Source organism: Corynebacterium sp. ACRQJ (genome assembly GCF_022346045.1).
Classification (GTDB): domain Bacteria; phylum Actinomycetota; class Actinomycetes; order Mycobacteriales; family Mycobacteriaceae; genus Corynebacterium; species Corynebacterium evansiae.
In genome coordinates, this window is record NZ_JAKRMT010000002.1 from 223,315 (window position 1) to 240,714 (window position 17,400).

Annotated in this window: 15 protein-coding genes; 12 read left to right on the plus strand and 3 right to left on the minus strand. The window is 64.5% G+C overall.

The features are described 5' to 3' along the window. Window positions 1-67 precede the first annotated feature (67 nt). From MHX52_RS02420 to purL, 9 genes are all read left to right on the plus strand, one after another. Window positions 68-1,432 (plus strand): potassium transporter TrkG, encoded by a 1,365-nt coding sequence (locus MHX52_RS02420; protein ID WP_239316400.1) that lies wholly within the window; start codon window positions 68-70, stop codon window positions 1,430-1,432. Continuing rightward, window positions 1,425-2,084, plus strand: coding sequence for a TrkA family potassium uptake protein (locus MHX52_RS02425; protein ID WP_239316402.1), 660 nt, complete (start codon window positions 1,425-1,427; stop codon window positions 2,082-2,084). The genes MHX52_RS02420 and MHX52_RS02425 overlap by 8 nt, the downstream gene beginning before the upstream one ends. A 29-nt stretch (window positions 2,085-2,113) precedes the next feature. Beyond that, window positions 2,114-3,544: an adenylosuccinate lyase gene (purB, locus tag MHX52_RS02430; protein WP_239316404.1), complete on the plus strand. Its 1,431-nt coding sequence runs from the start codon at window positions 2,114-2,116 to the stop codon at window positions 3,542-3,544. Window positions 3,545-3,621: 77 nt separating this feature from the next. Continuing rightward, window positions 3,622-4,515, plus strand: coding sequence for a phosphoribosylaminoimidazolesuccinocarboxamide synthase (locus MHX52_RS02435; protein WP_035004628.1), 894 nt, complete (start codon window positions 3,622-3,624; stop codon window positions 4,513-4,515). Between the two features lie 50 nt (window positions 4,516-4,565). After that, a complete protein-coding gene (locus MHX52_RS02440) occupies window positions 4,566-6,794 on the plus strand; it encodes a S9 family peptidase (RefSeq protein ID WP_239316406.1) in 2,229 nt (742 codons plus the stop codon). 91 nt (window positions 6,795-6,885) lie between these two features. Then, window positions 6,886-7,620 (plus strand): DUF2334 domain-containing protein, encoded by a 735-nt coding sequence (locus tag MHX52_RS02445; protein ID WP_239316407.1) that lies wholly within the window; start codon window positions 6,886-6,888, stop codon window positions 7,618-7,620. 80 nt (window positions 7,621-7,700) lie between these two features. Beyond that, complete coding sequence (purS, locus tag MHX52_RS02450; protein ID WP_011273064.1) at window positions 7,701-7,955, plus strand: phosphoribosylformylglycinamidine synthase subunit PurS; 255 nt, start codon at window positions 7,701-7,703, stop codon at window positions 7,953-7,955. After that, window positions 7,956-8,627, plus strand: a complete 672-nt coding sequence (gene purQ, locus MHX52_RS02455) for a phosphoribosylformylglycinamidine synthase subunit PurQ (RefSeq protein ID WP_239316408.1) — start codon at window positions 7,956-7,958, stop codon at window positions 8,625-8,627. It abuts the gene before it with no gap. 31 nt (window positions 8,628-8,658) lie between these two features. Further along, complete coding sequence (gene purL, locus MHX52_RS02460; protein WP_239316409.1) at window positions 8,659-11,088, plus strand: phosphoribosylformylglycinamidine synthase subunit PurL; 2,430 nt, start codon at window positions 8,659-8,661, stop codon at window positions 11,086-11,088. A 134-nt stretch (window positions 11,089-11,222) separates the two neighbouring features. On the opposite strand, the gene MHX52_RS02465 is transcribed toward purL, so the two are convergent. Next, window positions 11,223-12,278, minus strand: a complete 1,056-nt coding sequence (locus MHX52_RS02465) for a hotdog domain-containing protein (RefSeq protein WP_035004618.1) — start codon at window positions 12,276-12,278, stop codon at window positions 11,223-11,225. A 146-nt stretch (window positions 12,279-12,424) separates the two neighbouring features. On the opposite strand from MHX52_RS02465, the gene MHX52_RS02470 reads away from it, so the two are divergent. From MHX52_RS02470 to purM, 3 genes are all read left to right on the plus strand, one after another. After that, on the plus strand, window positions 12,425-12,805 hold the full coding sequence (locus MHX52_RS02470) for a sterol carrier family protein (protein WP_239316410.1): 381 nt from the start codon (window positions 12,425-12,427) through the stop codon (window positions 12,803-12,805). Between the two features lie 110 nt (window positions 12,806-12,915). Then, on the plus strand, window positions 12,916-14,388 hold the full coding sequence (gene purF, locus MHX52_RS02475) for an amidophosphoribosyltransferase (protein WP_141741148.1): 1,473 nt from the start codon (window positions 12,916-12,918) through the stop codon (window positions 14,386-14,388). A 26-nt stretch (window positions 14,389-14,414) separates the two neighbouring features. Beyond that, window positions 14,415-15,506, plus strand: coding sequence for a phosphoribosylformylglycinamidine cyclo-ligase (purM, locus tag MHX52_RS02480; RefSeq protein WP_049050089.1), 1,092 nt, complete (start codon window positions 14,415-14,417; stop codon window positions 15,504-15,506). 115 nt (window positions 15,507-15,621) lie between these two features. On the opposite strand, the gene MHX52_RS02485 is transcribed toward purM, so the two are convergent. After that, on the minus strand, window positions 15,622-15,876 hold the full coding sequence (locus MHX52_RS02485; RefSeq protein ID WP_035004612.1) for a DUF3073 domain-containing protein: 255 nt from the start codon (window positions 15,874-15,876) through the stop codon (window positions 15,622-15,624). A 225-nt stretch (window positions 15,877-16,101) separates the two neighbouring features. After that, window positions 16,102-17,352: a folate-binding protein YgfZ gene (locus MHX52_RS02490; RefSeq protein ID WP_239316411.1), complete on the minus strand. Its 1,251-nt coding sequence runs from the start codon at window positions 17,350-17,352 to the stop codon at window positions 16,102-16,104. Window positions 17,353-17,400 lie beyond the last annotated feature (48 nt).

Genomic DNA, 17,400 nt, shown 5'->3' on the forward strand with positions numbered 1-17,400 from the left:
GATGTTGTGAGAAAAACTCGCGCATAAGGGTTTCGCACTGGGGGCAATAGGTTTAATGTAACCACTTGTGATTGCACACCCAGGCGAAAATCCCCGGCGGGGCTGGCAAGGCTTCAGCCCCGCGCAGCTGGTCTCCGTCAGTTTCCTGCTGCTTATCCTCGCAGGCACGGCGCTGTTGCTGTTGCCCATATCCCGCAGCGGACCGGAGAGCCCGGAGTTCACCACCGCTCTTTTCACCGCCACTTCGGCCACTTGCTTGACCGGTCTCACCGTCGTGGATACCGCGACCTACTGGTCCCATTTCGGGCAGGTCGTCATCATGCTGCTCATCCAGGTCGGAGGTCTCGGCATCATGACACTCGCCACTGTGGTGAGTTATGTTTTGGCTGGACAGATGGGCGTCAAAGGCCGCCTGCGCGCCGCCGCGGAACAACGCGGAAGAAGCCTGGGCGAAATCCGCACCATCATCTTCGGCACCATCGGCTTTTCCCTGGCCACTGAGCTGGTGATAGCCATTGTGCTGACCTTCCGCTTTGCCTCTGGCTATGGATACGGCTTCTTGCCGGCAGTGTGGGAGGGTACGTTCCACGCGATCTCCGCGTTCAACAACGCTGGCTTCGGCCTGCGCTCCGACAACCTGATGCCCTACGTCAACGACGCGGGCATCATCCTGCCCATCGCCGTCGGCATCGTCATAGGCGGCCTGGGTTTCCCCGTGCTGCTGGAACTGCGGGCGCGGTGGCGTTCGAAGGTGAAGCGCCCGCCATCGCTGACTTTGATCTTCACGCTCACCGGCACCGCAATCCTGCTGGTGGTGGGTACGGTCGGCTTCGCGCTGATGGAGTGGACCAACGCCCTGCGCGACCTCACACCGCTATCGGCGCTGCAGGCGGCGTTCTTCCACTCTGTTTCCTCCCGCACGGCCGGCTTCAACTCAGTGGATCTGACGGAGCTGCGCCCGTCCTCGCTGATGCTGACGGACTTTCTGATGTTCATCGGCGGCGGCTCGGGCGGCACCGCGGGTGGCGTGAAGGTGACGACCGCTGCGGTGCTGGTGGCCGTGTTGATCGCGGAGGTGCGTGGCGACGAGCAGCTGCTGGTCGCCGGTCGGCGAATTCCGAGCCGCATCGTCCGCCAGGCGATGGCGGTATTCATGATGGCCTTCCTGGTGGTCGGAGTATCCATCATGGCGCTGCAACTTTTGCTGCCGCAGTACGATTCCCATCAAATCACCTTCGAGACCATCTCCGCTTTCGCCACCGTGGGCCTGACCACCGGCATCACCCCGGAGCTGCCGGACTTCGCCCGCATATGGCTGGTCGTGCTGATGTACCTCGGACGCATCGGTCCCATCACCGTGGTCGCGGCTCTGGCCGCCCGCACTAACCAACGCCTCTATTCCTACCCAGTAGAAAGGCCGTTCATTGGCTAAGTTCTTTTCCCGCCCTGCTAACCCTCCCGTCGTCATCATCGGCCTGGGCCGCTTCGGCATGGCCCTCGGCGAAGAACTCGTGCAGTCCGGCGTGGAGGTGCTGGGCATCGACGTGGACGAAGCTGTGGTGACGAAAGCCGCCCCGCTGTTGACGCACGCGGTCATCGCCGAAACCACCGATCAGGATGCGCTGCGCCAGCTCGGGGTGCATGATGCCCACCGTGTTGTAATCGGCATCGGTTCAGACATGGGGGCGTCACTACTTACAGCTTCCGCCGTGATGGACCTAGGGGTGCCCAACGTCTGGGCGAAGGCAGACAACCAGCAACACGCGAAGATCCTGACGCAGATCGGCGTGCACCACGTCGTGCGCCCTGAAAGGGATACCGGGCGGCGCGTGGCGCACCTGATCGCAGGCCACGTGCAGGAGTACATCGAGTTCGACCGCGACTTTGCGATGGCCAAGCTGGCGCCGCCACTGCACATGCACGGTCGCAAGGTGGAGGAGACACCGCAGGGGATCGCCATCGTCGCGGTGCGTTCGGCGGACGGGCACTTCTCTACTCCGCCGGCGGAGTACGTGATTCGCTCCGGCGACCTCGTGATCGCCGCGGGGCGGATCAAGGACCTGGATAAGTTCGCGGATTCCTAAAAGTCAGCGGTACGCATAAACTCGGGGACGTGCCTGCTAAGAAAAATATTTCCAACGTCCTTGCCAACCGCTACGCCTCCCCGGAGATGACCGCCATTTGGTCCCCGGAGGACAAGATCATCATGGAGCGCAAGCTCTGGATCTCCGTCATGAAGGCCCAAGCTGATCTCGGGGTAGAAGTCCCGGCCGAGGCTATTGAGGCCTACGAGAAGGTCATCGAGAATGTAGACCTTGCATCCATCGCCGAGCGGGAAAAGGTCACCCGCCACGACGTGAAGGCCCGCATTGAGGAATTCAATGCGCTGGCCGGCCAGGAGCACATCCACAAGGGCATGACCTCCCGCGACCTGACGGAGAACGTGGAGCAGCTGCAGATCTTTAGTTCCCTGCAGCTGGCCCGCGACAAGGCTGTCGCCGTCCTGGCGCGCATCGGCCGCCGTGCGGCGGAGAATCACTCGCTGGTGATGGCCGGGCGCTCTCACAACGTGGCCGCCCAGGCAACGACCTTGGGCAAGCGCTTCGCCTCCGCCGCCGATGAGCTACTGGTAGGGCTGGAGCGCATCGAGGACCTGCTGGGGCGCTACCCGCTGCGTGGCATTAAGGGGCCGATGGGAACCAGCCAGGACATGCTGGACCTGGTCGGCGGCGACGAGTCCAAGCTGGTGGCACTGGAAAGCACCATCGCCGAGAACCTTGGCTTCTCCCGCGTATTCGATTCCGTCGGCCAGGTTTACCCGCGCAGCCTGGACATGGACGCGCTGAGCGCCCTGGCGCAAATCGGCGCCGCCCTGTCCTCGCTGTCGATGACGATTCGCCTGATGGCGGGCAACGAGACCGTCACGGAGGGCTTCAAGGAAGGCCAGGTCGGTTCCTCCGCCATGCCGCACAAGATGAACGCCCGCTCCTGCGAGCGCGTGGGCGGCATGCAGGTCCTGCTGCGCGGCTACCTGACCATGGCCGCCGACCTGGCCGGTGCGCAATGGAACGAAGGCGACGTGTTCTGCTCTGTGGTTCGTCGCGTTGCTCTTCCGGACGCCTTCTTCACCTTCGACGGCATGTGTGAGACCTTCCTGACCGTCCTGGACGAGTTCGGAGTTTTCCCGGCGATGATCGACCGGGAACTCGAGCGCTACCTGCCGTTCCTGGCCACCACGCGCATCCTGATGGCAGCCGTGCGCGCCGGGGTAGGCCGCGAGACGGCCCACGAGCTGATCAAGGAGCACGCCGTGGCGGTGGCGCTGAACATGCGCGAGAACGGTGGCGACCAGGATCTGGTGCAGCGCCTCGCCGGCGACGACCGCTTCCCGCTGGACGAACCGCAGCTGGAGGAGGCTCTGGCGGATCGCCACGCATTCATCGGCGCGGCCGAGTCCCAGGTGTCCCGCGTTCTGGCGCGCATCGAGGAAGTTAAGAACCGCCACCCGGAGGCAGCTTCCTACGCGCCGGGCGAGATTCTGTAGCTGCGGAAACGCCGAAGATTCGCACAGTTCCGGCCACAAATAGTCAAATGCATGGTACAGGGCTACACTGTCTACTCATGCGTCCAGAACTGTGCGAGTACGAGCACCATTCCGCAGGTAAAGTGCGGGAGATCTACGAAGTCGACGAGGACAACCTGCTGATGGTTGTCAGTGACCGGATCAGTGCCTACGACTACGTCCTTGATACTGAGATCCCAGACAAGGGCCGGGTGCTCACTGCCGTGAGCGCTTTTTTCTTTGACGAGATCGATTTCCCCAACCACCTGGCCGGTGCGTTGGATGACGAGCGGATCCCCGAGTACGTCCTCGGCCGCGCCATGCTGTGCAAGAAGCTGGATATGATCCCCTTCGAGTGCGTGGCCCGCGGCTACCTGACTGGCTCTGGCCTGAAGGAGTACCAGGAAACCGGCAGCGTGTGCGGTGTGGAGCTGCCCGAGGGGCTCGTGGAGGCCTCCCGCCTGCCGGAGCCGATCTTCACCCCGGCCACCAAGGCCGAGCTGGGTGACCACGACGAGAACGTGAGCTTTGACGTGGTCGTCGAGGCTTTGGGGGAGGAGCGCGCCAACGAGCTGCGCGATGCGACCCTCTCGATCTACAAGAAGGCCGCCGCCATTGCCGAGGAGCGCGGCCTGATCCTGGCTGATACCAAGTTCGAGTTTGGCCTGGATGCCGACGGCACCCTGGTACTGGCCGATGAGGTTCTGACTCCGGACTCCTCCCGCTACTGGCCCGCCGAGGGCTACGAGGAGGGCAAAGTGCAGCCCAGCTTCGATAAGCAGTACGTGCGCAACTGGCTGACCGGCCCGAAGTCCGGCTGGGACAAGTCCGAGGGCACGCCCCCGCCACCGCTGCCGGGCTCCGTGGTGGAAGCCACCCGCTCGCGCTACATCGAGGCCTACGAGAAACTATCCGGCAAGCGTTTCTCTGACTGGATCGGCCAGTGCGTCTAGGCGACTGCAGTCCCAACCAATTCGGCTCCCAGTAGTCCTGTCTGAGTAGCATGGCGCGTATGCCTAATAACGACGCGCCCCAGACAGCTAACAACCCAATCGCAGCCCCGCCGGTTGCGAAGCGGGTGCCGCACACCCGCACCTTCCACGGCCGTGAGTTCGTCGATAACTACGAGTGGCTGCGGGACAAGGAAAACGCGGAGGTCCGCCAGCACCTAGAGGCGGAGAACGCCTGGACTGCCCAGCAGACGGAGCACCTCAAGACTCTGCAGGACCGCCTGTTCGAGGAAGTTAAGGCCCGCGTGCAGGAGACGGACATGTCTCTGCCCGTGCGTTCCGAGGGCTGGTGGTACTTCTCCCGCACCGAGGAAGGCAAGAGCTACGGCACCATGTGCCGCGTTCCCATCGCCGACGAGGACGACTGGACCCCGCCGACGATCGAACCGGGCATCCCCGCGCCGGGCGAGGAGACCTTCCTGGACTGCAACGCCCTAGCAGAGGGCAAGGAGTTCTTTAGCCTGGGTGCGGCCAGCGTAACCCAGGACGGCACGCGCTTGGCCTATTCGGTGGACGAGACCGGCTCCGAGCGCTTCACCCTGCGCATCCGCGACCTCACCACGGGGGAGGACCTGGAAGACGAGATCGAGGATGTCTTCTACGGAGCCACCTGGGTCGGCAGGGATACCGTGTACTACCAGCGCGTGGATGAAGCGTGGCGACCACACGAGATTTGGCGCCACACAGTCGGTGAGGGCGTCGATAAAGACGAGCTGGTGTACCGCGAAGACGACGAACGGTTCTGGACGGGCGTGGCAACCACCCGCTCCGAGCGCTACCTGTTGATCCACACGGGCTCGAAGGTGACCAGCGAGGTGTGGTACCTCGATCTGGAGGATCCGAATGCCGAGCTGACCTGCGTAATCCCGCGCGAAGCCAATGTGGAGTACGGAGTGGATCACGCAGTTGTGGGCGGCCAGGACCTGTGGCTGGTGCTGCATAACAAGACCGGTGCGAACAGCGAGCTCGGCTACCACCCAACCGGCCAGATCGCCGCGTGGGACGACGTGCAAGCGCTAGTGCCGCACCGCGAGGACGCGCGCCTGGAGGGCGTGGATGTCTTCAGCGACCACATTGTCCTCGAAGCTCGGGAGAATGCGCTGGAGACCAGCTACATCATGAAGCTTGGTGACGCCGACACCTCGACCGGCGACTCTTCCGCCCCGGCCTTCGGCGAGTTCGAGCGGATCGAGTTCCCCGGGGAACTCTGCGGGGTTGGCGCCGTCGGCAACAGCGAGTGGGAGAGCCCGGTGCTGCGCGTGGCCTATACCGCCTTCACCACCCCGCCGCGGATTTACGACATCGACCTGGCGACGGGGGAGAAGATCCTGCGCAAGGAACAGCAGGTGCTGACCGACCCGGACGGCCGGGAGTTCGACCCTGCGCAGTACACCTCGCAGCGGCTGTGGGTGACGGCCGAGGATGGCGCGCGCGTTCCGGTTTCCCTGATCCACCGCACGGACGTGGACATCACTCAGGCCAACCCGGTGTTGCTGTACGGCTACGGTTCCTATGAAAACTGCATCGACCCGGGATTCTCCCTGTTCCGGCTGTCCATGCTGGACCGCGGCGTGGTGTACGCCATCGCACACGTCCGTGGGGGTGGCGAGATGGGCCGGCAGTGGTACGACCACGGCAAGGGACTGGAGAAGCGCAACACGTTTACGGACTTCGTGGCCGTCGCCGACCATCTGCTGCGCGAGGGCATGACCACCCGCGAGCAGATGGTGGCCGAGGGCGGCTCCGCCGGCGGCATGTTGATGGGTGCTGTGGCTAACCTGGCGGGCGATCGCTTCGCGGGCATCGAGGCCGTGGTTCCTTTCGTGGATCCGCTGACCAGCATGCTCATGCCGGAGCTGCCGCTGACCGTGACGGAGTGGGACGAGTGGGGTGATCCCTTCCACGACCCGCAGGTCTACGACTACATGGCGGGCTACGCTCCCTATGAGAATGTTTCGGCCGACCTGACCTATCCGCCGATCCTGGCGGTGACCAGCTTGAACGACACCCGCGTGCTGTATGTGGAACCCGCGAAGTGGGTGGCAAAGCTGCGCGAGGTGGGCGCCGAGAACACGCTGCTGCGCATCGACATGGAGGCCGGCCACGGCGGCGTATCCGGCCGCTATGCCAAGTGGCGCCAGGCGGCCTTTGAGACCGCCTGGGAGCTGGACAGGATGGGCGCCACCGAGCTGCTGGTGGCTGGTGGACCTGAAAGGGGTTAAGCGTAGCGGCTCAGAGCCTTTAACAACTCGACGCCCAGATGTAGGGCGGGCGTTACCTCCCGTTCACCTGTGTTGTGCAGGCTAAGTATCTATGAGCCCCGCACAGACCGTCCCCAGCGCCCAGCGTGCCCCCCGCGTTTTGTTGACCATCACGGGTCTGCGCCAGGACACGGTGACCGCGGCCGAGAAAATGCGGGATGCGGCGCGGGCGCTGGACCTGCACGCCGGTTTGGTGCTGACAGTGCAGGGGCCGAACTGGCGGCTGAAGGATGACCACGCGGCGCTGGAACTGATCCACGATTCTGCTGCCCGCGGCCACGAGCTGCTGCTCGGCGGGCTGGGACCGCTGGGCGGGGCGCACGGCAAGGGGGAGTTCCACCGGCTCGGCCGCCACGAGGCCACCCTGCGGCTCTCCGCAGCCACCCGCCAGCTGGATGCTCTCGGGTTGAGCCCGAAGGCCTTCGCTCCGACCCGTTGGCTGGCGTCGGAGGACGCGCTGCAGGCCGCTGGCGAGGTAGGTTTCGCAGTCGCGGCGGATGCGTACACCATCCGGGATCTCATCAATGAAAAGCGCCATCCGGTGCGTGTGCTCGCGTTCGGCGATGGGTTTGGGTCGGTGAAATGGTGGCGTCGCAACGTCCTCAACAGCGTGCGCCGCAGCGCCGCAAAGGGCAAAGATATCCGCCTTTCCATCAGCGCGGCGAAGGCTGGCAAGGACGACGTGGCGGGCGATATGCTGCGCATTCTCGAGTTGCTGCGCGAAGCCGGCTACGAGTCCGCGAACTACTGCGATTACGTGGAACGCCAGCAGGCATCTGTAGCTTAAGGGGGCGGTCGCCCAGCAGTGTTACGATGGGGCGGTAACCTACCGGGAAATTACCGCAAAGCTGGGAGAATGTAGAAGCCATGGCTCGTGTTGTCGTCAACGTTATGCCCAAGAAGGAAATCCTCGATCCGCAGGGTCAGGCCGTCGTTCGTGCCCTGGGCCGCATCGGCATCAGTGGGGTAGAGGACGTGCGCCAGGGGAAGCGCTTTGAGCTGGAGGTCGGCGAGGGTGTCTCGCGCGAGGATCTGGAGAAGATCGCCTCTGACCTGCTGGCAAACACCGTGATCGAGGACTACGACGTGGTCGTCGAAGGCGCAGATGTGGAGGCTAAGTAAGTGACCAGCCGCATTGGAGTGATCACCTTCCCCGGCACCCTCGACGATGTCGATGCCGTGCGCGCTGTGCGCCTGGCGGGTGCGGAGCCGGTGGAGCTGTGGCACGCAGACGAGGACCTGAAGAACGTCGACGCTGTGGTCGTCCCCGGTGGCTTTTCCTACGGCGACTACCTGCGCGCCGGTGCTATCGCCGCCATCGCCCCGGCAATGAAGTCCGTGGTGGCTGCCGCGGAGCGCGGTACCCCGGTGCTGGGGATCTGCAACGGCTTCCAGATTCTGCAGGAAGCCGGCCTGCTGCCCGGAGCCCTCACCCGTAACGAGGGGCTCCACTTCGTGTGCCGCGACATCTACCTGGACGTGGAAAACACCTCCACGGCATGGACCAACCAGTTCGCCGAGGGCACCAAGATCCTGGTGCCCTCGAAGCACGGTGAGGGGCGCTTCCAGGCCAGCGAGGAAACGCTGGAGCGCCTGGAGGGCGAAGGCCGCGTGGTGTTCCGCTACGTCGAGAACCACAACGGCTCCCGCAACTCGATCGCCGGAGTGTGCAGCGAAAACGGTCGCGTGGTTGGCCTCATGCCGCACCCGGAACACGCCGTGGAAACCCTGACCGGCCCGTCCTTGGATGGCCTGGGGCTGTTCCAGTCCGTTATGTCCACGCTCGTTTCCTAATCTTTTTTCTTACAAGGAGCACCCGATCCTCATGATTCACAACGACACGGTCGCCGATGCTAAGGCCAACCCGGACCTGGAGCAGCCGTATCACGAGCTGGGCCTAAAGGACGACGAGTACGCGCGCATCAAGGAACTGCTGGGCCGCCGCCCGACCGATGCGGAGCTGGCTATGTACTCCGTCATGTGGTCCGAGCACTGCTCGTACAAGTCCTCGAAGACGCACCTGCGTTACTTCGGCGAGACCACGACCGAAGAGATGAAGTCCAAGATGCTCGCCGGTATCGGTGAGAACGCTGGCGTGATCGACATCGGCGATGGCCACGCGGTGACCTTCAAGGTCGAGTCCCACAACCACCCCTCCTACGTGGAGCCCTACCAGGGCGCAGCCACCGGCGTGGGCGGTATCGTCCGCGACATCATGGCAATGGGCGCGCGCCCGGTGGCTGTGATGGACCAGCTGCGCTTCGGCCCGGCCGACCTGCCGGATACCCAGCGCGTGCTGCCCGGCGTGGTCGCGGGTGTGGGCGGTTATGGCAACTCTCTGGGGCTGCCGAACATTGGCGGCGAGACTGTTTTTGACGCCACCTACGCGGGTAACCCGTTGGTAAATGCACTGTGCGTGGGCACTTTGAAAACCGAAGACCTCAAGCTGGCCTTCGCCTCTGGCAAGGGCAACCGAGTGATCCTTTTCGGCTCCCGCACGGGCTTGGACGGCATCGGTGGCGTGTCTGTGCTGGCCTCGGACACCTTCGAGGAAGGCGCGGAGCGCAAGCTGCCCGCCGTGCAGGTGGGCGACCCCTTCGCGGAGAAGGTACTGATCGAGTGCTGCCTGGACCTGTACCGCGCCAACGTGGTGGTGGGTATTCAGGACCTCGGCGGCGCCGGGCTTTCCTGTGCAACCGCCGAGCTGGCTTCCGCCGGCGATGGCGGCATGCACATCAACCTGGACAACGTGCACCTGCGCGCCGAGGGCATGACCGCCGCGGAGATCCTGTCCTCCGAGTCGCAGGAGCGCATGTGCGCTGTTGTGGAGCCGGAGAACGTGGATGCGTTCATGGAAATCTGCCGCAAGTGGGATGTGCTGGCCTCCGACATCGGCTGCGTGACCGACGGCGAGCACCTTGTCATCGAGCACTGCGGCGAGATCGTGGTGGACGCTTCGGCGCACACCATGGCCGAGGAAGGCCCGGTCTACGAGCGCCCCTACGAGCGCCCGACAGAGCAGGACGAGCTGAACGAGGTTCGCGGCGTGGAGCTGCCGGAGACCTCCCAGGAGGTACGTCAACAGATCCTGGATCTGGCGGCCTCCCCGGCGCTGTGCTCCCGCGAATTCATCACGGAGCAGTACGACCGCTACGTGCGCGGTAACACTGTTGCGGCCAAGGACGCGGATGCGGGCGTGCTGCGCATCGACGAGGAGACCGGTCGCGGCATCGCCGTTTCTACCGACGCCTCCGGCCGTTACACCCGCCTGGATCCTCGCACTGGCGCCCAGCTGGCATTGGCGGAGGCTTACCGCAACGTCTCCGTCACGGGGTCCACCCCGGTGGCAGTGTCCAACTGCCTGAACTTCGGTTCCCCGGAGGATCCGGGCGTGATGTGGCAGTTCCGCGAGGCCGTGCACGGCCTGGCCGATGGTTGTAAGGAGATGGGCATTCCGGTCACCGGCGGCAACGTCTCCTTCTACAACCAGACCGGCGACACCGCCATTCTGCCGACCCCGGTTATCGCGGTTCTGGGCACCATCGACGACTGCGCTCGCCGGATTCCGCAGCAGCTGCCTAAGCCGGCTGCCGAGGGCGAGAAGCAGGAGGAGTACCACCTGGTCCTGGTGGGCGCGGAAACCCGCGAGGAGCTCGGCGGCTCCATCTGGCAGCAGGTCGTCCACGACGAGCTGGCCGGCATGCCGCCGCAGGTGGACCTGTCCGTGGAGCAGCGCCTGGGCGCCTTCATCACCGCGCAGCGCGACAAGATCGTCGCGGCCCACGACCTCTCCGAGGGCGGCCTGTCGCAGGCCGTCGTGGAGCTGGCAATCCAGTCCGGCCGCGGAGTGGCCGTGAACCCGATGCTCAGCCAGCACGAGTCCGCCGCCGTGGAGGGCCGCACGCTGGCACAGCAGGCGGCGGTGGGGCTGTTCTCCGAGACCGCCTCCCGCGTGCTGCTGGCAGTGCGCAGCGAGGACTACGGCGACCTGATGCGCGAGTTGGCCGATACCGGCCTGACCGGCGGCTGGATCGGCCTGACCGGCGTGAACGACGCGGCAGACCAGCCTGTTGTTCGCTTCGGATCCGGCGTCTTCCCGGTGCTGCCCTTCGGTGGAGAGGTCGAACTCGACCCGGCCAAGCAGAACGATGAGGACTTCGACGTCGTCATCGCCCTGGAGGCGGCCGAGAATGCGTGGACGTCCACGCTGCCCGCGCTGTTTAGCCACGCGGCAGGCAACAACTCCGTCATCTGAGGTGCCGAAGAGTAAGGCGCTGAAGAGCTAGAGCTGAGAAAGGGGCCCGCGACCGGTGTGGTCGCGAGCCCCTTTTGCTATGCGCCGTGCGGAGTATTCAGCGGGGCGGGGAGTTGCGCCCAGCTCCCCGGGCGTTACTCCACGAAGCGGAAGTCGCGGTTGCTGGGGCTTACCAGCGGCCGCGGCAGGAACTCCTTGCGCAGGTTACGCAGCGTGGCGGCGTGCTCCTCCAGACGCTTATCCTCGCTGGTCACCGGCGTGTACTTGCGGGCCTGCAGCGGGTTACCGTCCAGGTCGATAGCGATGTACGTCATGGATGCGTGGATGGCCACCGGCAGGTTGCCCTTGCCCTCGCGCGGGTCGCCAGCGCGCAGGTGCACCATCACCGTCATCGAACGCTCGTCGGTGCGCACCAGGCGTGCATCCACCTCCACAAGGTCGCCGATGTGCACTGGGCGGTAGAAGCGAATACCGCCGGCGTACACCGCGGTGGTGCGCTCGCCGGTCCACTGCATCGTGCAGGCAGTGGCCGCCTCGTCGATCCATTCCATGGCCGTGCCACCGTGTACGTTGCCGCCCCAGTTCACGTCCGTCGGCTTCGCCAGGAAGCGGTTCACCAGCTCCGGGGCGGTGGACTTTTCCGTGTAGGTCTGGCGCAGCATCTCCTCTTCGATGGCCTTGCGCAGCTGGATGCGGGAAAGCGCGGCATCTTCCACACGCTTTTCCTCGTCGGTCGTCGGTACGTAGGAGGGGATCTGCTTGGACTTACCGTTTTCGTCCAGGGCGACGAAGATCACCAGGCAGTCGCAGGCGCGGGTGAACACGCCCTCGCGCGGGTCGGCGGACAGCACCTCGTTGACGATGTGCATGGAGCTGCGGCCGGTGTAGGCGATGCGGCTGCGGACCTCCACCATGTGGCCCGAGGGGATCGGGCGGGTGAAGTGGATGTGGCCCACGTAGGCGGTAACGCAGTAAGACTGAGCCCAGCCGACGGCGCAGGCGTAGGCGGCCTTATCGATCCACTCGAGTACGCGCCCGCCGTGTACACCCATCGCCCCTGCCATCAGCACGTCAGTCGGGGCGGCGAGGAAACGCAGCGTCACCTTCGGGCTGCGCTCGTGGGGAGCCTCCGCGGTGTTATCAGATGCATTGTGCTCGTTGGGGGTGGTGTTTTCTGCGCTTTCCGCCACGGGTCACTGCCTTCCTTAAATCCCTGTACTGAATTCCCTGTACTGAATTTTTTGTACTTCTCTTGTGTTCAACTCCCCAATACTAACGTGCCCGACACTTCGGTGTTCGATAGAGCGCTACAAACTCAGAACTACAATTACTAGGCATGAAGCATTTGCATGGCCCGGAACTATCCACCGCTGCTCGCAGTGCCGTTGAAGCGGTGTTGCCCTGGGTGAACAACCCCGCGGAGCAGCCTCGTCCGCCACGTGCCGACGTAGCTGCGGCGGTTCGCCTGTCCGCGGCTGTCCTGGAGGAGCTGGCCCCCGGCCATTCCGTCGAGGTGCGCATTCCTCCCTTCGCCGCCATCCAGTGCATCTCGGGACTGGAGCATCGCCGTGGCACTCCGCCCAACGTTGTTCAGTGCTCGCCGATTACGTGGCTGCGCCTGGTTGTGGGGGTTGAGGATCTTTCTGGTTCGGACGCCGACACCTCCGGCACCCGCGCCTCCGCCATCGCCGAGCACCTTCCACTGTTGAGAATGTGAGGTCGCTCAGCCGGCGAAAGGGCATCCCTTTGGGTTAGTGCGGATGGGCTAGTAGAGTCGGCATAGTGGCAAACATTCAAGGCCAGAGAAAACAAGCAGAGGCAGAACCGTTGCTGAGCCCGTTCGACGACCGGGGCGAAACCGAGCCCCGGGAGGAATGTGGCGTATTCGGGGTATGGGCGCCGGGGGAGGACGTCTCTAAGCTGACGTACTACGGCCTGTACGCGCTGCAGCACCGAGGCCAGGAGGCCGCGGGTATCGCGGTGGGGGATGGCGACCAGATCGTCGTGTTCAAGGATCTGGGTCTGGTCAGTCAGGTGTTTGACGAGCAGTCGCTCGAGGCTCTCAAGGGGCACATCGGCATGGGGCACAACCGCTACACCACTGCTGGTGGTAATAGCTGGGAGAACGCGCAGCCCATGTTCCGCATGGCTCCCGACGGAACCGACGTGGCTCTGGGCCACAACGGCAATCTGGTGAATCACCGCGAGCTCACCCAGGAGGCCGCCCGGTTGGGTCTGGTGGATCCGAAGGAAAACCCCTCTGATTCGCTGGTCATGTGCGCCCTGCTGGCCGCCGACACCCGCGAGGGGCACGGCGTGGAGGAAGCGGCCATGGAGCTGTTCCCCAAGGTCAAGGGTGCCTTCTGCGTGCTGTTTACCGATGGTGACGCACTGTACGCCGTCCGAGACCCGCAGGGCGTGCGCCCTCTGTCCATCGGCCAGTTGGCCAGCGGCGGCTGGGTTGTTGCTTCCGAAACCGCGGCGCTGGACATCGTGGGCGCGCGTTTCGTCCGCGACGTCGAGCCGGGCGAGCTGGTGGCCATCGACGGCGACGGCGTGCGTTCCCGCCGCTTTGCGGAGACGAAGCACAAGGGCTGCGTGTTCGAGTACGTCTACCTGGCTCGCCCGGATTCCGTCATCCGTGGCCGGTCGGTGAACGGCACCCGCCTGGAGATCGGCCGCAAGCTGGCAGAGGAGGCTCCGGCGGAGGGCGACCTGGTGATTCCCGTGCCGGAGTCCGGCACGCCCGCGGCGGTGGGTTACGCTCAGGCTTCGCACATTCCCTTTGGCCAGGGGTTGATGAAGAATGCCTACGTGGGGCGCACCTTCATCCAGCCGTCGCAGACCATCCGCCAACTTGGTATTCGCCTGAAGCTGAATCCCCTGCGTGAGGTCATCGAGGGCAAGCGCCTGGTCGTGGTGGACGATTCCATTGTCCGCGGAAACACCCAGCGCGCGCTGATTAAAATGCTGCGCGAGGCCGGGGCGAAGGAAGTGCACGTCCGCATCGCCTCGCCGCCCGTAAAGTGGCCGTGTTTCTACGGCATCGACTTCGCCTCGCCCACCGAGCTGATTGCGAATAATGTGGATCCTTCGGACCCGGTGGAGGGAATTCGCCGGGAGATCGACGCGGACTCCCTGGCATTCGTTTCGACCGAGGCGATGATTGAGGCGTCACAACAAAGCAGCGACGAGCTGTGCGCGGCGTGCTTCGACGGTGTGTTCCCGCTGGGCATGCCGAGCGACAACCCGAACGCGGCGTTGGTAGAAACGATGCTGAAGCAGCAGGCGAAGAATTAAGAAAGCTTAGAAAGCAAGGACAAGCCATGAGTGACCACCCCGATAACACCCCGAAGCAGGCAGAGGGCGCATCGTACGCCGCTGCCGGTGTAGACATTGAGGCCGGCGACCGCGCGGTAGAGCTTTTCGCGCCGCTGGCTAAGAAGGCCACCCGCCCCGAGGTGCGCGGCGGGCTCGGTGGCTTCGCCGGCCTGTTCGCGCTGGGCGATTATGAAAAGCCGCTGCTGGCCGCCTCCTCCGACGGCGTGGGCACCAAGCTGGCCGTGGCCCAGGCGATGGACAAGCACGATACGATCGGCCGCGACCTGGTCGCCATGTGCGTAGATGACCTGGTGGTCTGCGGTGCCGAGCCGCTGTTCCTGCAGGATTACATCGCCATCGGCAAGGTCGTGCCGGAACACGTTGCCAGCATCGTCTCCGGCATCGCCGCGGGCTGTGAGGAAGCCGGTTGTGCGTTGCTGGGCGGCGAGACCGCTGAGCATCCGGGCGTGATGGAACCGCACGAGTACGACGTCTCCGCCACCTCCGTCGGCGTGGTCGAAGAGGCCAACCTGCTGGGGCCGGATCGCGTGCGACCGGGTGACGTGGTGATCGCCATGGCCTCCTCCGGCCTGCACTCCAACGGCTACTCCCTGGCGCGCCACGTGCTGCTGGATACTAAGCAGCTGCCGCTGGATGGCCACATCGAATCCCTCGGCCGCACGTTGGGGGAGGAGCTGCTGGAGCCGACCCGCATCTACGCCCTCGATTGCCTGAAGCTGGCCAGCGAGTGCGACGTCCACACCTTCGCGCACATCACCGGCGGTGGCTTGGCCGCCAACCTGGGACGCGTGATCCCGGACGGCCTGGTCGCAGAGTTGGAGCGTTCTTCCTGGACCCCTGGCCCGATCTTCCGCCTGATCCAGGAGGAAGGCCAGATCTCGCAGGAGGAGATGGAGAAGACCTTCAACATGGGCGTGGGCATGGTCGCCGTCGTCGCGGAAGACGATGCCGAGCGTGCACTGGCGATGCTAACTGCTCGCCACATTGATGCCTGGCGACTGGGCGAAGTTCGCCCGGCACAGGACGGCCAGACCGGCGCGATCCTGGACGGCGAGTACCGCAGCCCCGTGAACTAGGGGCGACTAACTAGAGCCAACCAGTGCCGGGGCAAGAACAAAAGCAAGAAAAACTCCCGCGCTGCGCTTTTCAAAGCGTCAGCTGCGGGAGTTTTTCTAGTGAATAGGTTGGCTTTTACCGCGACCCGTTGGAGTATTTATCCTCGTAGTCGTCGGCGTACTCGTCGCTGTAGTCGTCGTATTCTGCAGCGTAATCGCTGTAGTCATCCTCGTACTCGTCGTACTCGCTACCGCCGCGGGAACCGGAACCCCGGTTCTGCGACTGGCCAGAGAGTTCCCTCTGCAGCCTCTCCAGATCCATTTCCGGAGCGTTGTACTTCAACTGACGAGCAACCTTGGCTTGCTTTGCCTTGGCACGGCCGCGACCCATGGCCTGACCCCCTTGCGGTGTCCTCGAGTGGCGCGGGAGTTCGGCCACCCTTTTCGTTTACAAGTTAAGTTTCTTCCTGCCCTACACCATAGCGGTTAGCAATCATTTTTTCCCAAAAGCCCCCTCCCGTCGAAGGCGTAGGCGCGGGGGTTTCCACGCTGAATACCCCCTGTGACCTGCGTAATCATCGCGCAGTCAAGGGGGTCAAGCCAATGTGAGGGTTTTCTAATTTTTCCCGCGCAGGCGGTTAATCGCCGCGCGCCCCGGTCGGATCGAGTTGTCTCCCGCGGCATTCGCAAGGTCGCTGGGGTCGATCGATGCGTCGATCCCATCGGCGAGTAGCGGGGGTACGTCGCTGTTTTTGGACGCCACCTTCTCCACCACGTTCCGCTTCACCAAAGCCAGAGCGATAGGGCCGTAGTCGCAGTCGTGCACACTGGACCCAACCTGGCCGATTCCGCGGCCACCCGCGGTGAGTTCGGCACCCACATCGGGCAGCCGGTTGGCGGATCCGTCGAGGTGCAGCATCACCAGAACGCGCGGAGATTTGCCCAGGTTATGCACTCGGGAAACCGTCTCCTGCCCTCGGTAGCAACCCTTGTTCAGGTGTACGGCAGCCTCGGTGGGGCCGGCGGAAACGTCGTCCAGCTGGGTGGCGCCGCTGATTCCCTTGCCGATGAAGGCGGGAACCTCGTGGGGGATGGCGCGCTCGTCGGTATCCACGCCCAGGATCGGCAGGCGTGCCTGCACGCGGAAGGCGTCGTAGGCCATGCGCCCGGTGGGCTGGGCGACATTAGCCAGCTCGTCCCAGGCGCGGGTGAAGCTTTCGCGGGGAACCCAGAGGTCCAGGGCCTGGAGCTCGCCGATAGTCCTGGTTCTCCACAGTTGCAGATCCACATCTTCCGGAACGTCGAGGTTCAGCTGAGCGGGCAGGGCGGCGGAGGAGGTGGCGTCCTTAGTAAAGAGCGAAGAATCCGCGGTGAGGTCCGTGCCGATCACCGTAAGGCGAGCCCACGGCAGGCGCTCGACGGAGACCTGCGACCAGAAGACCATCTTGCTCAGATAGTCCTCGAGCGCGTCGGCGTGGGTGGCTGGGGTGTCGAGGATCAAGGTGTCGTCGGTGGCGAGGATTCCGAAGAAGTGCTCGACGTGGCCTTTGACGTCGAGAATCAGGCCGAAGGTGGCCTGGCCGGGCTCGATGGCGTTGACCTTCTGGGAGATCAGGTTGTTGAGCCAATCGCGGCGTTCCGCACCCGACACGCGGATGGCCACGCGATCCCAAAAATCCACGAGGCCGGGCTTGCCGTCGTTTACGCGGGACTGCTCGGCGAGGGGGTTGCCGTAGTGCCAGGCAGTGGCGCTGCTCTGAGCTTCCGGTGCCTCTGAAACTTCGGCGGCCTCACTGCCAGTCAGCGGGCTGGCGGCAGGTGCGTGGTCGACGATCGGGCTGTGAGTCAGATCAAACACACCTCCCATCGTAGGACGCGGTGGGGCTGGCATGCCAATGGCGGCTCTCTATGGGAC